The 13,720-nt window shown below is 61.7% G+C and carries 14 protein-coding genes; 12 read left to right on the top strand and 2 right to left on the bottom strand.

The features are described from left to right. Nucleotides 1-36 precede the first annotated feature (36 nt). From AB8B20_RS17415 to AB8B20_RS17400, 4 genes are all read left to right on the top strand, one after another. On the top strand, nt 37-468 hold the full coding sequence (locus AB8B20_RS17415; RefSeq protein ID WP_439074505.1) for a hypothetical protein: 432 nt from the start codon (nt 37-39) through the stop codon (nt 466-468). A gap of 150 nt (nt 469-618) precedes the next feature. Then, the gene (gene hisE / locus AB8B20_RS17410; RefSeq protein ID WP_089267666.1) at nt 619-1,017 is read left to right on the top strand and encodes a phosphoribosyl-ATP diphosphatase; all 399 of its coding nucleotides are present in this window, start codon (nt 619-621) and stop codon (nt 1,015-1,017) included. Nucleotides 1,018-1,084: 67 nt separating this feature from the next. Then, the gene (locus AB8B20_RS17405) at nt 1,085-1,666 is read left to right on the top strand and encodes a YqaA family protein (RefSeq protein ID WP_089267665.1); all 582 of its coding nucleotides are present in this window, start codon (nt 1,085-1,087) and stop codon (nt 1,664-1,666) included. A 46-nt stretch (nt 1,667-1,712) separates the two neighbouring features. Then, on the top strand, nt 1,713-2,300 hold the full coding sequence (locus AB8B20_RS17400; protein ID WP_439074506.1) for a hypothetical protein: 588 nt from the start codon (nt 1,713-1,715) through the stop codon (nt 2,298-2,300). Nucleotides 2,301-2,302: 2 nt separating this feature from the next. Here AB8B20_RS17400 and AB8B20_RS17395 read toward each other — a convergent pair whose 3' ends face one another. Next, complete coding sequence (locus AB8B20_RS17395) at nt 2,303-2,866, bottom strand: TetR/AcrR family transcriptional regulator (protein ID WP_120287314.1); 564 nt, start codon at nt 2,864-2,866, stop codon at nt 2,303-2,305. A gap of 155 nt (nt 2,867-3,021) precedes the next feature. Between AB8B20_RS17395 and AB8B20_RS17390 the strand changes: the two genes are divergently transcribed. The 8 genes from AB8B20_RS17390 (at nt 3,022) to AB8B20_RS17355 (ending at nt 12,208) form a co-directional block, all read left to right on the top strand. Beyond that, a complete protein-coding gene (locus AB8B20_RS17390) occupies nt 3,022-3,666 on the top strand; it encodes a glutathione S-transferase (RefSeq protein WP_439075027.1) in 645 nt (214 codons plus the stop codon). A 235-nt stretch (nt 3,667-3,901) separates the two neighbouring features. After that, nucleotides 3,902-4,870 (top strand): NAD(P)H-dependent flavin oxidoreductase, encoded by a 969-nt coding sequence (locus AB8B20_RS17385; RefSeq protein ID WP_068729293.1) that lies wholly within the window; start codon nt 3,902-3,904, stop codon nt 4,868-4,870. A gap of 24 nt (nt 4,871-4,894) precedes the next feature. Next, the gene (locus tag AB8B20_RS17380) at nt 4,895-5,668 is read left to right on the top strand and encodes a thioesterase family protein (protein ID WP_184512144.1); all 774 of its coding nucleotides are present in this window, start codon (nt 4,895-4,897) and stop codon (nt 5,666-5,668) included. A gap of 79 nt (nt 5,669-5,747) precedes the next feature. Beyond that, a complete protein-coding gene (locus AB8B20_RS17375) occupies nt 5,748-7,244 on the top strand; it encodes an ATPase domain-containing protein (RefSeq protein ID WP_439059946.1) in 1,497 nt (498 codons plus the stop codon). A gap of 59 nt (nt 7,245-7,303) precedes the next feature. Next, nucleotides 7,304-9,298 (top strand): ATP-binding protein, encoded by a 1,995-nt coding sequence (locus AB8B20_RS17370; RefSeq protein WP_439074507.1) that lies wholly within the window; start codon nt 7,304-7,306, stop codon nt 9,296-9,298. 116 nt (nt 9,299-9,414) lie between these two features. Further along, nucleotides 9,415-9,663: a hypothetical protein gene (locus tag AB8B20_RS17365; RefSeq protein WP_068729285.1), complete on the top strand. Its 249-nt coding sequence runs from the start codon at nt 9,415-9,417 to the stop codon at nt 9,661-9,663. 103 nt (nt 9,664-9,766) lie between these two features. After that, nucleotides 9,767-10,444: a hypothetical protein gene (locus AB8B20_RS17360; RefSeq protein ID WP_439074508.1), complete on the top strand. Its 678-nt coding sequence runs from the start codon at nt 9,767-9,769 to the stop codon at nt 10,442-10,444. A 135-nt stretch (nt 10,445-10,579) separates the two neighbouring features. Beyond that, nucleotides 10,580-12,208: an inorganic phosphate transporter gene (locus AB8B20_RS17355; protein ID WP_089267659.1), complete on the top strand. Its 1,629-nt coding sequence runs from the start codon at nt 10,580-10,582 to the stop codon at nt 12,206-12,208. Between the two features lie 238 nt (nt 12,209-12,446). On the opposite strand, the gene AB8B20_RS17350 is transcribed toward AB8B20_RS17355, so the two are convergent. Beyond that, entirely contained in the window at nt 12,447-13,607 is a 1,161-nt protein-coding gene (locus tag AB8B20_RS17350) for a patatin-like phospholipase family protein (RefSeq protein ID WP_184512141.1), read from the bottom strand. Between the last annotated feature and the right edge of the window lie 113 nt (nt 13,608-13,720).

The following is a 13,720-nucleotide window of genomic DNA, read 5'->3' as shown; positions in this document are numbered from 1 at the left end:
GGCCCACAGGGCCAGACGACCACGGAGGACATTGAGATGTTCGTACGAAATGGATTGTTTAATAAGACTGGTCGCGCCGCCATCGTGGCGAGTGTTGCGGCCATGACCATCTCGGCAATTGCGCCGACCGGAGCAATCGCGGCGCCTGTCGCCAAGAGCACGGGCCAGGCTGTTGCAACTCACGGCACGAGCGATGCGACCGATTTCAGCAGCGCCCGTCGTCGCCATTATCGCGGTGGCGGCAATGCTGCCGGCCTTGCGGCCTTTGGCGCCATCGTCGGTACCATTGGCGCGATCGCTGCAACGCAGAGCCGTCGTGACTATTACTACGATAATGGCCCGGGCTACGGCTACTACGGCGGTGGCCCAGCCTATTATGACGGCGGTCCTGCCTATTACGGTGGCGTACCGTATCGCGGCTACGGCGGTGGTCATGGTTACGATAATTCGCGTCGTATGACCTGGTAGTTCGCGATCGGTCACAACTTATTCCGTCATGCAACTGTCACTTAACTATCAAACGCCGGTCGCGCTTGCGGCCGGCGTTTTGACGTCGTTGCAGACACTTGAATGCCAGCCGTTAACGCGCTGGCCACGGCTTTGGGATAGTGTAGTTGCATGAGTGATTCGCTCGACCGGCTTTATCAGGCGGTGATCGCGGCCAAGGATCTCGATCCCTCGGTCTCGCGAACGGCCCGGCTTTATCAGCAGGGGCCGGAAAAGATGGCGAAGAAGCTCGCCGAAGAAGCCATCGAGGTCGTCATCGATGCGATCAACCGCAAACCTGACGCCGTGATCCGCGAAAGCGCCGATCTTCTCTACAATTTGACTGTGTTGTGGGCGGCCGCGGGCGTGCGTCCTGAGCAGGTCTGGGCCGAGATGAGCCGGCGTGAAGACATGCTCGGTATCGCCGAAAAGCTCCCGAAACCGCCGAAACGGCCCAAATCCATCGAGCAAAGCGCCGCGCGGCGGCCAATTGTCGCGCTCGAAGGTCGTCGCCTTCGCAAGTTGAGTTAAGCTTTTCGTCTCGCGCGTGTCAGCCCAGCCATAGACAAATCGGCGTCAGGATGGTTCATCGCGAACCATGCTCAGACGAATGTATGACTGGTGTATCGACGCCGCCCACAAGCCCTATGCCCTCTGGATTTTGGGCATCGTGTCCTTCGCGGAAAGTTCGTTCTTTCCGGTGCCGCCGGATGTGATGCTGATTCCGATGGCGCTGGCCCGGCCACAGAAGGCCTGGCTCTATGCGGGCATTTGCACCATTACCTCAGTGCTTGGCGGTGTGGTGGGATATCTCATCGGCGCGGTGCTGTATGACTCCGTCGGCCAATGGGTCATTCATTTCTATGGCTATGGCGACAAGGTCGAGGCATTCCGCGCCGGCTATGCCGAATATGGCGCATGGATCATCCTGCTGAAGGGGCTGACGCCGATCCCCTACAAGCTTGTCACCATCACGTCAGGTTTCGCGAACTATAATATCTGGATGTTCATCGCGCTGTCGGTGGTTGCCCGTGGCGTGCGCTTCTATGTCGTCGCCATCCTGCTCAACCGGTACGGCGTGTGGATTCGCGAGACCATCGAGAAGCGTCTGGGTCTGTGGGTTGCGCTGGGCGTCGGCGTTCTGGTGCTCGGCTTCATCATCGCATTCCGGCTGTTCTAGATCAGGATGCTTCCCCCGGCGCAGGTGCCGGGATACATTTCGCATCATGTTCGATTTGACCCGTCTGTTGGCTCCGGTAACCCGCAACTGCGTCGTCGCTGTGATCGCGGTGCTGACCGTGGGCGCAGCTACGATGTGCGCCTGGTCGCAGGCCATGCAGCAGCAGCCGGCGCCGCAGAAGTCGATCACGATCCAGGTTGTCCCGGCTCCCTCGGCGGCACCCCCGCCTGCCGCGGCTTTCGCGCCGGCTCCGATGGCTGAACAGGCGCCGCCCCCGTCACCACCGCCGGCGCCCGAGAATCCCGGCCTGTTCAACGAGATCGGCAAGCTGTTCAAGAATTCCACCTCGCTGCTGCCGTCGCTGCCCACTATGCCGTCGCTCGGCACCGACAGCCTGACCAAGCTCAACACGGTGGTGAAGGGGCGGGTGGCTTGTCCGGTCGCTGCCAATGGCGCGCCCGACTGCAAGGCGGCCTCAGACAAACTGTGTCAGAGCAAGGGCTTCAAGGACGGCAAGAGCCTCGACACCGACGCAGCGCAAAGCTGCTCGCCCAGGGCCATGATCCCCGGCCGCGCGCCGGAGCCGGGTGACTGCAAGACGGAAAATTACGTCACCCAGGCGCTCTGCCAGTAGATCTATGCCGGCAACAGACCCGCTGCGCGATAGCTCTCGATGAGGGCGTCATAGAGCGAGACATCAGCGCGGCTTCTTGCCATCAGCTGGGCGCCGGTGATGGCGGCGAAGATGGCGCGCGCGCGCGGTTCGCTCTTCTCAGGGCTCAGCGCGGTTACAGCGACGAGAACCTTGCTCAGCCATGCCACATTGATATCGGTGAAGGTCCGGATCTCTTTCTTCACCGGCTCCGGCAGGTCGTCATATTCGGCGGCCATGAAGCTGCACAGGCACATGCGGTTGCCGCTCTCCAGCGCCTTGCGGAACGTGCCGGGATATTGGCGGAGGCAGGCGGCCGGATCCTTGGACTCGGCCAGCAGTGCCTCCAGATAGGCGGCCGAGTCCTCCCAATAGCGCCTGGCAACCGCGGCGCCGAGATCGGCCTTGCTCGGGAAGTGGTGGTAGATGCTCGCGGCCTTGATGCCCACCTCTGCCGCAAGATCACGGAAATTCAGGCCGCTATAGCCATGGGCCTGCGCGGTCAGTTTCGCTGCCGCCAGGATGGCTTCTCTGGAATTCGAACTCATATCCCGGTCTCACAACCCCGTGTTTGTGGCCTACCAAGTGATAGATAGGCGTTGACGTCTGTAAATCAAAGCCGTAAATCACCCTACCAACTGATAGGTAGGATAAACTAATGAATACTCAGATCTCCAATGGCGACGCGACAAAGCTCCCGATGATGACGATTCACGATTGGAGCACAGGGCCTTACCCGGCGCGCGTTCGGATCGCGGTGGCCGAGAAGAACCTCCGATCGCGCATCAATTTCGTGTCGGTCGATCTCACCAAAGGCGAGCACAAGAAGCCGGCGTTTCTCGCCAAGAACTACTCAGGCACGCTGCCGGTGCTCGAACTCGACGACGGCACTTTCATTGCCGAGTGCACCGCCATTACCGAATATCTCGACGGACTTGACGGCTCCCCCACGCTCACCGGCGGCACGCCGCGCGACACGGGCTTGATCCACATGATGAGCAAGCGTGCCGAGCTGGAGCTGCTCGACGCCATCAGTGTCTATTTCCATCACGCAACACCGGGGCTCGGACCCCACGTCGAGATCTATCAAAATGCCGAGTGGGGTTTCCGCCAGCGCGACAAGGCGCTCAGGGGAATGGCGTACTTTGACGGGGTGTTGAAAAAGCAGCCATTCATCGCCGGCAATTTTTTCTCGATGGCCGATATCACGGTAATTGGCGGTTTGATCTTCGCCGGTCTCGTGAAACTCGAGGTGCCTGCGGAGTACGAGGCTCTCCACGCCTGGTACGCAAGGATGAACGAGCGTCCCAGCGTCAAGCACCGTGTGACGATGTCAGAACCCGCTTGATCGGGCGCTTGCCGACAATCGATCAGTCATCCCGATAATGGGGCGCCACCTCGATAATGTGGTGCCCCATTATTCCGCGTACCGGACGAACGCCGCTCGGGGTCCGGCTTTTTTCTCCCGCAGCGCAATTGCCATCCGCCCCACGCTTCTGGCATCGTCCGCCCGCACCCGGATCGACCGGGGGCAGGCGCGCAGGATCGCGCACAAATCAAGAAAAGAAGTCGAGGAATTTCCCATGTCGATGCCGGCTTTGTTCAAGAACCGCCTGTCGCTGCCCGTGATCGGTTCGCCGCTGTTCATCATTTCGGTGCCGGATCTCGTCATCGCGCAGTGCAAAGCGGGTATCGTCGGCGCGTTTCCCGCGCTGAATGCACGTCCGGCGGCGCTGCTCGACGAATGGCTGCACCGGATCAAGGAAGAACTCGCCGCGCATGACAAGGCGCATCCGGATCGGCTCTCCGCACCCTTCGCGGTCAACCAGATCGTGCACAAGTCCAACAACCGGCTCGAGCAGGACATGGCGCTTTGCGAAAAGCATAAAGTGCCGATGATGATCACCTCGCTTGGCGCGCGTGAAGAACTCAATCAGGCGGCCCATGCCTGGGGCGGCATCGTGTTTCATGACGTCATCAATCAGCGTTTCGCGCACAAGGCGATCGAGAAGGGTGCTGACGGCCTGATCCTCGTTGCGGCAGGCGCCGGCGGTCACGCCGGCGAGATCTCGCCGCTCGCGTTCGTCGCCGAGACCCGGCAGTGGTTCGATGGTCCGATCGCATTGTCGGGCGCCATCGCCAATGGTCGCGCCATTCGCGCCGCGCGTATCCTCGGTGCCGACTTCGCCTATATCGGTTCGGCCTTCATCGCCACCACCGAAGCCAATGCGGTGCCGGGCTACAAGGACATGATCGCGGCTTCCGGCTCGGAAGACATCGTCTATTCGAATCTCTTCACCGGCGTTCATGGCAACTATCTGAAGCCGTCCATCGTCGCCGCCGGCATGGATCCGGACAATCTGCCGGAGTCCGATCCGACCAAGATGAATTTTGGCACCGACGCCAGTGGCGAGCGTGCCAAGCCAAAGGCCTGGAAGGAAATCTGGGGCAGCGGCCAGGGCATCGGCAGCGTGTCGAAGGTCGTGCCGGTGGCCGAGCTCGTTGCGCGCTTCAAGAAGGAATATGACGAAGCGATCGATCCGCCGCTCTGATGCTGCATTGAGAAGGCCGATCTGATGGACGCCATCTATCGCGTGGACGGCAACCATGTCGTCACCAGCCCGCATGCTGCGGGTCCGTGGAACGAGACCATGCAGCACGGCTCGGCGCCATCGGCGCTGGTGACGTGGTTGGCCGAACAGATGCCGACCGCAAGTCCGATGCATGTGACGCGTGTCACCATCGACTTGTTGCGGCCGGTGCCGGTAGCGCCGCTCACTTTCGAGACGGAAGTGCTGCGCGAGGGTCGCAAGATTCAGCTCGTTGGCGTCAGACTGATGGCGAACGGCACAGTTGTGGTGCGTGCGACGGTGCTGAAGATCAGGGCGGAGGCGCAGGCGCTTCCGTCGGAGATCGCCGATCCGCCGGTCACGGTGCCGCCGCCGGATCAGGGTGGATTGCTGGAGCCACGTTACGCCAGCAGTCCCTTCGTCACCGGCATGACCATTCGCGCGGTGCGCGGCGGCTTCCTGTCGCTGGGGCCGGGCGCGATCTGGTACCGGGCCAACCGGCCGATCGTCGAAGGCGCCGGCCTCTCGCAGGTGATGCGTGCGGTGATCGCGGCCGACTTCAGCAACGGTTCGTCACCGGTGCTGAGTTTCGACGACTGGACCTTCCTGAATGCCGACCTCACCGTGAGCCTGTCACGTCCGCCGGTGGGCGACTGGATCCTGCTGGACGGGGAGAGCTGGATCGGGCCGGATGGCGCCGGTCTTGCTGCGTCGAAGCTCGCCGATATCAATGGTTATTTCGGCCGGGCAGTGCAGAGCCTGGTCATTGAGAAACGTTGACGACCGCGCTTTTTAGAATTTTTGTCCTGGACAGGGAACCGATTGATATTGCCCCGGTTATCGCGCGTCAGGGGGCAGTATGAGTTCGACGCACGTGCAGGACGACAAAGCCAGGACCGGCATCTGGGGATTGGATAATATCCTCTCCGGCGGATTCTCCCGAGGTCACATTTTTCTTGTCGAAGGCGCGCCGGGGACAGGCAAGACCACGGTCGCGTTGCAGTTCTTGCTGGAGGGCGCGCGGATCGGAGAGAAGGGTCTCTACATCACGCTATCGGAAACGGATAGTGAGTTGCGCGATGGCGCAGCGTCCCATGGTTGGACCCTCGACAAGAGCATTGAAGTTTTCGAGCTCCTGCCGCCGGAAAGCCTGCTTGACGAGGATCAGCAACAGAGCCTGCTTTATTCGTCCGACCTCGAACTCGGCGAAACCACCAAGCAAATATTCGAGGCGGTGGAACGCACCCAGCCGAGCAGGGTCGTCTTGGACAGCCTGTCGGAAATCCGGCTGCTGGCGCAGAGCTCGTTGCGTTATCGCCGCCAGATACTGGCCATCAAGCATTACTTCGCAAAATTCGGCACGACAGTGATGTTGCTCGACGACCTCACGGCGGAAGTGGCCGACAAGACGGTGCACAGCGTCGCGCATGGCGTGCTGCGGCTCGAAGAACTGGCGCCGTCCTATGGCGCGGAGCGTCGGCGTGCGCGGGTGATCAAGTATCGCGGCGTCAAGTTTCGCGGCGGCTACCACGATGCCACCATCACCACGGGCGGCCTTAACGTTTTTCCTCGGCTGGTCGCATCCGAATTCCGCAACAGCATGGATCGCAAGACCAAGTCGAGCGGCATTGCGCAACTCGACCAATTGCTGGGCGGCGGCATCGAAACCGGCTCGAGCACATTGATCCTGGGGCCGGCGGGCACTGGCAAATCGCTGACCGCGATCGTCAACGTGGTCGCAGCGGTGAAGCGGGGCGAGAAGGCCGCAATGTTTATCTTCGACGAGGAGCTCGGACTGCTGTTCGATCGCATGAAGGGGATCGGAATCGATCTGCCTGCCATGCAGGAAAGTGGGCATCTGTTTGTCGAACAGGTCGATGCCGCCGAATTGTCGCCGGGTGAATTTGCGCATCGCGTCCGTCGTCAGATCGACGAGCACAACATCAAGACCGTCGTGATCGACAGTCTCAACGGCTATCAGGCCTCGATGCCGGAAGAGAACTCGCTGATCCTGCACATGCATGAGCTGCTGCAATATCTCAACCGCAGGGGCGCAGCGACCTTCATGACGGTGGCGCAGCACGGCCTCGTCGGCGATATGAAGGCGCCGGTGGACGTCACCTATCTCGCCGATACCGTGATCCTGCTCCGTTACTTCGAAGCAAGCGGCAGCGTTCGCCGTGCGATGTCCGTGATCAAGAAGCGAACCGGAGCGCATGAATCGACCATTCGCGAGTACCGGATCGACGGGCGAGGCCTCACGATCGGCGCGCCGCTGAGCGAATTCCAGGGCGTGTTGCGCGGCGTGCCCATCTATAGTGGTCAAAGCTCTCTGCTTGAGGGATCCTCGGCGTGAAACCGGGGCGTTCCTCCGAGCGCGCTGTCATCCTTGCTCCCACAGGGCGCGATTCTGCAGTGGCTGCGGCATTGATCCGCGAGGCCGGTTTTTACGCGCAACCCTGCGCGGATTTTCCGGCGCTGCTCGACGAGATCAAGGGCGGCGCCGGCGTGGCTGTCATTGCTGACGAGGCGATCAAGACCGTCGATCTGCGCGGTCTCGGCAACTGGCTCCACGATCAACCGTCGTGGTCCGATTTCCCGATCATCCTCCTGACGCGGCAGGGTGGGGGTCCCGAGCGCAATCCGGATGCCGCGCGGCTCGGACAGTTACTCGGCAATGTGACGTTCATCGAGCGCCCGTTTCACCCTACCACATTGATTTCGATCGTCGGTTCGGCCGTCCGCGCGCGCCGGCGTCAATATCAGACGCGTGCCATTCTCGAAGATCTCGGCGACAGTCAGGGGCTGCTGCAGACGGCGCTCGATGCGGGACGGCTCGGCACGCTCGAACTGCATCTGCCCGAGCTTCGGCTTGAGGTCTCGGACACGACCAAGGCATGCTTCGGCCGCCGGCCGGATCAATCATTCACGTTTAGCGAGTTGCAGGCCGCGGTTCATCCCGATGATCGCGAGCAACGCCAGCAGGCGCTCGATGCGACGCTGATGGCCGGCGCGGATTACAATGTCGAATACCGCAATATCTGGCCGGACGGCTCGGTGCATTGGGTCGAGACGCGTGCGCGCATGGTTCGTGGGTCTGACGGCAAGCCGAAAACGCTGGTCGGCGTCTCCGTCGATATCACGGCGCGAAAGTCTGCCGATATCGATCGCGACAACTTGCTGGAGCAGTTGACGGCGGAGCGGTCTGCGCTTGCCGAGCTTACGGCGACGCTCGAACAGCGCGTCGAGGAACGCAGCAACGACCTGATGAAGGAAGTTGCGGCGCGCGAGAAGGCGCAGGACCAACTGCGCCAGGCGCAGAAGATGGAGACCATCGGCCAGCTCACCGGCGGCGTCGCGCATGACTTCAACAATCTGCTGATGGCGGTGATGGGCAATCTCGATCTGCTGCGCAAGCGGATGCCGGATGATCCGCGCCTGAAACGACTGGTCGATGGCGCCATGCAGGGCGCCGAGCGCGGCGCCTCGCTGACGCAGCGGCTGCTGGCCTTCGCGCGGCAGCAGGATCTGAAAGCGGTGGCCGTCGATCTCGGTGCGTTGGTCCGCGGCATGAGTGATCTGCTTGAGCGCTCGCTCGGGCCGCGCGTGGCGCTGCGTCTCGATATTCCCGACGATCTGCCGCGGGCGCAGATCGATCCCAATCAGCTCGAACTCGCCATCCTTAATCTCGCGATCAATGCGCGCGACGCCATGCAGGACGGCGGCTCCATCGATATCAAGGTGAAGAAGCATAGGGTCGGCAAGGGCGACCCGATTCTGAAGCCCGGCGACTATCTCAAGGTATCGATTATCGACAATGGCGCCGGCATGTCGCCGGAGACGCTGAAGAAGGCGATCGAGCCGTTCTTCTCGACCAAGCCGGTTGGCAAGGGGACTGGTCTCGGTCTGTCCATGGTGCACGGTCTGGCCGTACAGCTCGGCGGCACGCTCGATCTCTCGAGCGTCGTCGGCAAGGGAACGACGGCGACCCTCGTGCTGCCGGTCACCGACAGGAAGCCGGAGGCCGCCGATACGGCCCATGTCATGCGCCACGCCGCGCGCTCTGCCGTGATCCTGTTTGTCGATGACGATCCCCTCATCGCGATGTCGACGACGGAGATGCTGGAGGATCTCGGCCATCGCGTGATCCCCGCGACTTCGGGGCGGCATGCGCTGGAGATTCTGAAAAGCGACGAGCCGCTCGATCTGATGATGACCGATCACATGATGCCCGGCATGACGGGCATCGAGCTTGCGGCTTATTCCCGCGAAATGCGGCCGTCGCTGCCGGTCCTGCTCGCTACCGGCTATGCGGATTTGCCCGAAGGCGCTCAGCTCGATCTGCCGCGGCTTGCCAAGCCGTACCATCAGGATCAGCTCCGGGACCGGCTAGATCAGCTGCTGGGCTGAGCCCACTCCGGCCGGGGTGGTATCAATCTGCCAGCGGCGCAGCAAAATTAACCATTCATTAAATCCTGTGGAACCAACAATGCCCCGATCGGGAATCAACCGATTCAGGGGCCATCATGGATATCGAAGCCTATTTCGCGAAGACGCCGGCTACGATCGAGGAGATCAAGGCACGCGTGGCCGCAGCTTTCGGCCGTCATCCGCTGTGCCGCGAGGTGCAGTTCGACATCGTCAGTACGCCCCGCGCCGGAAAGGGCGCGAACTGGACTATCAGCATGCAATCGGTCGCCCCGGATGCGCTGTGGGAAGCCTCCGATATCGTGAGCGATATCCAGGAAGCCTATGTTCTCGCCAACGCCGCCTGAACGTCTCTGAGTATTATCGCACCGTTCTGGTATGGTTAGGCCATAATTAATCTCCATTTGTGAGGACAGGTACCTCTGGTGGTCCTGAATTTCGGAGACTGGCTTGACGCGTGCGCTGACCCTTCTTGTGCTGGGCTGCCTGTTGCTGACCGGCGTGGCTGTTGCGAGCATCCTCGGTCGCGATAGCATCCCATCGCTGTCGCTGTCATATGACGACAGTGCCGCGCAAAATTCGGTCGCGGTGTCGCGCGGACCGGTTTCCAATACGCAAGGCAAGAAAGACAAGTTGCCATTGGCCGGCGCCATGATGGCGTCGCTCGATCCGCAGCAGGTCCCGAGCGTCGACGGCAGTCCGTTGCGCCAGGCCTTTGCATCCGACAGTCCGATCGAAGTGCCCGGTTCGACGGTGCTTGCCCCGATCGTGGTGCCGCAGCCGACCGCCAAGCCCAAGGCCGCTGCCAAGCCGGTGCAGAAGACCTATACGCTGCTTAGCGATGCGCAGATTTCGGCGATCAAGAGCCGGCTCAATCTGACCGCGTCGCAGGAATCCTACTGGCCCGGCGTCGAGGCGGCGCTGCGCAACGTGGCGCGCAGGATCCACGAGACCAAGCAGGCCAGTTCGTCGGCAGGCGCTCCGCCGATCGATCCCGACAGCGACGAGGTGCAGCAGCTCAAGTCTGCTGCGATGCCGTTGTTGTTCCAGTTGCGTGAGGATCAGAAGCGCGAAGTCCGTGCACTGGCGCGCATGATCGGACTTGAAAAGGTCGCCTCAGCGATCTGAGCCCTGTCACATGCCGGCCTGTCGGCGACGCATGACTGTCACAACCCGTAACAGACAAATTGTCGCGCCTGTCATCCGGGCTTCGCATCTGTGGTGCAGAGATTAACGCCTCTTAACCTGTAACGGGGGCGTTTCATGACCGATTTCACTGCCAATCAATCCATTTCCGGAGGCGCGGCTGTTGAGCCGGCGTCGCGGCCCAATCTCGACAAGGGTTTTAACCCGCTGACGATGATCCTGTTTTTCGGGATCCTGGCCGCCGGCCTCCTGTTCGTCGCCTACAGCATCTATGTGGACGTCAATGCCACCGGCACCCGCGTTACCAGCTACCTGCCTTACCTCTTGCTGTTCGTGGCGCTGCTGATCGCGCTCGGCTTCGAATTCGTCAACGGCTTCCATGACACCGCCAATGCGGTGGCCACGGTGATCTACACCCACTCGTTGCCGGCGGAATTCGCCGTGATGTGGTCGGGCTTCTTCAACTTCCTCGGCGTGCTGTTCTCCACGGGCGCGGTGGCTTTCGGCATCGTTTCGCTGCTGCCGGTGGAATTGATCCTGCAGGTCTCCAGCGGCGCCGGCTTTGCCATGGTGTTCGCGCTGCTGATCGCAGCGATCATCTGGAATCTCGGCACCTGGTATCTCGGCCTGCCGGCGTCCTCGTCGCATACGCTGATCGGTTCGATCATCGGCGTCGGTATCGCCAATGCGCTGATGCGCGGCCGTGACGGTACCTCGGGCGTGGATTGGGGCAAGGCCACCGAAATCGGCTATGCGCTGCTGCTGTCGCCGCTGTTCGGCTTTGCCTGCGCCGCCATCCTGCTGCTGGTGCTGAAATTCCTCGTGCGTAACCCGGCTTTGTACGCAGCACCGGACGGCAACAAGGCGCCGCCGTTGTGGATCCGCGGCATCCTGATCGCGACCTGCACCGGCGTGTCCTTCGCACATGGTTCGAATGACGGTCAGAAGGGCATGGGCCTGATCATGCTGGTGCTGATCGGCACCGTACCGACCGCCTATGCGCTCAACCGCGCATTGCCGGAATCCCGTGTCGCCCAGTTCCAGGTCAACTCCATCGCGGCCGCCAAGGTGATCGCAGCCAAGGGCGCCGGCCACAGCATCATCGGTGATCCCCGTCCGGCGGTGACCACCTATGTCTCGCAGCGCAAGATCAGCGAAGGCACCTATCCGTCGCTCGCCGTTCTCGTGCAGCAGGTCGGCGATCAGGTTCGCAGCTACGGCACGCTCGACAAGGTGCCCGCGGAATCTGTCGGCAACACCCGTAACGACATGTATCTCGCATCGGAAGCCATCCGCTTCCTGATGAAGGACAAGGAAAACGACCTCAACAAGGAAGATGTGGCGACGCTCAATGCCTATAAAGGCTCGCTCGATGCCGCGACCAAGTTCATCCCGGATTGGGTGAAGATCGCCGTGGCGATCGCGCTCGGTTTGGGCACCATGGTGGGCTGGAAGCGCATCGTCGTCACCGTCGGTGAGAAGATCGGCAAGACGCATCTGACCTATGCACAGGGCGCTTCGGCCGAACTCGTGGCTGCGGCCACCATCGGCGCGGCCGACGTGTTCGGTCTGCCGGTCTCGACCACCCACGTGCTGTCGTCCGGCGTCGCCGGCACCATGGCGGCGAACGGTTCGGGCCTGCAGATGGCCACCATCCGCAACCTGCTGATGGCCTGGGTGCTGACGCTGCCCTGCGCCATCATGCTCTCGGCCTCGCTCTACGTGCTGTTCAGCCAGTTGTTCTGAGAACGGACGAGGCCGCTGCGGAAACGTAGCGGCATCGCTTTTTTGCACGGTCGAAAGAGAGGCCCGCGCCGTTAATGCGCGGGCTTTTTCTTGTGGGGTAAGTACCCTTCGCCGTCATTGCGAGCGCAGCGAAGCAATCCAGAAGCAAAAAGCGAGGATTGGATTGCTTCGTCGCAAGAGCTCCTCGCAATGACGGGGAGGGGCCGGCGCTGAGCTTTTGTGAGAAGCGCTGCTGCCTCTACGAACTGCTCTCGCGATGCACGTCGTGGACCACGATGCCCTTGCCTTGCTCCGGCAGCGCCAGCCAGTCGCGGCGCTTCAATGTGCGGCGGGTATCGTCGAGGCCGCTCTGCCAGTGTTCGCGCATCGAGGTGGCCGAGAATTCGTGGTCCTTGGAATCGCCCTCATAGGCCTTCTGCTGATAGATCATCTGCAGGATGGTGATCTCCGGCAGATCCGACAGGCTGTCGCGCCGCGCGCGCTCCTCGTCGCTGAGCTGGTCGTCGGGAATGCGCTGCAAGACCTTGTAGAGCTCCGACTTCAGATTGTTCATGCGCCGGTAGATGTCAGTGTTGTGGCGGGTGCGGGACGAATAGACGATGTCCTTGTGCCGGGCCAGAACTTCCTGGATATCGCGCGGCAGCACGCCGCGGGCACTGAACAGATCAACCTGGAAGACGAGCGAGTTCATCCTGTCTTCCTGGTCGAGCAGGTGCTGCAGCGGCGTGTTGGAGACGATGCCGCCGTCCCAGAAATGATCGGTGCCGATCTTCACCATCGGCAAAGCTGGCGGCAGTGCGCCTGATGCCATCACGTGTTCGGGAGCAATCACTTCCTTCTTGTTGTCGAAATACAGGAAGTTGCCGGTGATGACATTGACCGCGCCGACGGCGAAATGCGTCTTGCGGGAGTTGATGAGATCGAAGTCGACCAGTTCGAGCAGCGTGTCGCGCAGCGGCGAGGTGTCGTAATAGCTTGTCGCCGTCTTCGCACCGGCCGGGCTGAACCACGGATTGACCTCGTGCGGCTTGAAGAAGCCCGGCTGGCCGAGGGTCGTGGTCATGAAGGAGCTCGCGAGATTGCGGGCCTTGCGATAGACGTCGCCGTCCGGTGTGTAGTGCCAGACCTTGCGGGCGGTGATGCGGTCCCAGAAGATCTGCAGCTTCTCCAGCCGGTCTTCCGGCGGATTGCCGGCGATGATCGCCGAATTGATAGCGCCGATCGATACACCGCACACCCAGTCCGGCTCCATGCCTTGCTCATGTAGCGCCTGATACACGCCGGCTTGATAGGCGCCGAGGGCGCCGCCGCCCTGCAGCACCAGTGCTACACGATCGCAGCGGTCGGGGCGCCAGCCGGTCTCGGCCGTCATGTCTGAATCGGGTGTCCGCGCATCCATCTGGGTGTTCTCCTCAACGATCACATGAAGTTGGCGGCAGAATTTAGATGAGCAGTGACGGCGTTGTGACAAATAGCAAATTCGATGAATGCGCGTCAGTCCATGAAGCGCGT

The sequence above is a fragment of the Tardiphaga sp. 866_E4_N1_4 genome, assembly GCF_052076075.1.
Taxonomy (GTDB): Bacteria; Pseudomonadota; Alphaproteobacteria; order Rhizobiales; family Xanthobacteraceae; genus Tardiphaga; species Tardiphaga robiniae.
This window is presented reverse-complemented; position numbering and strand designations above follow the sequence as displayed.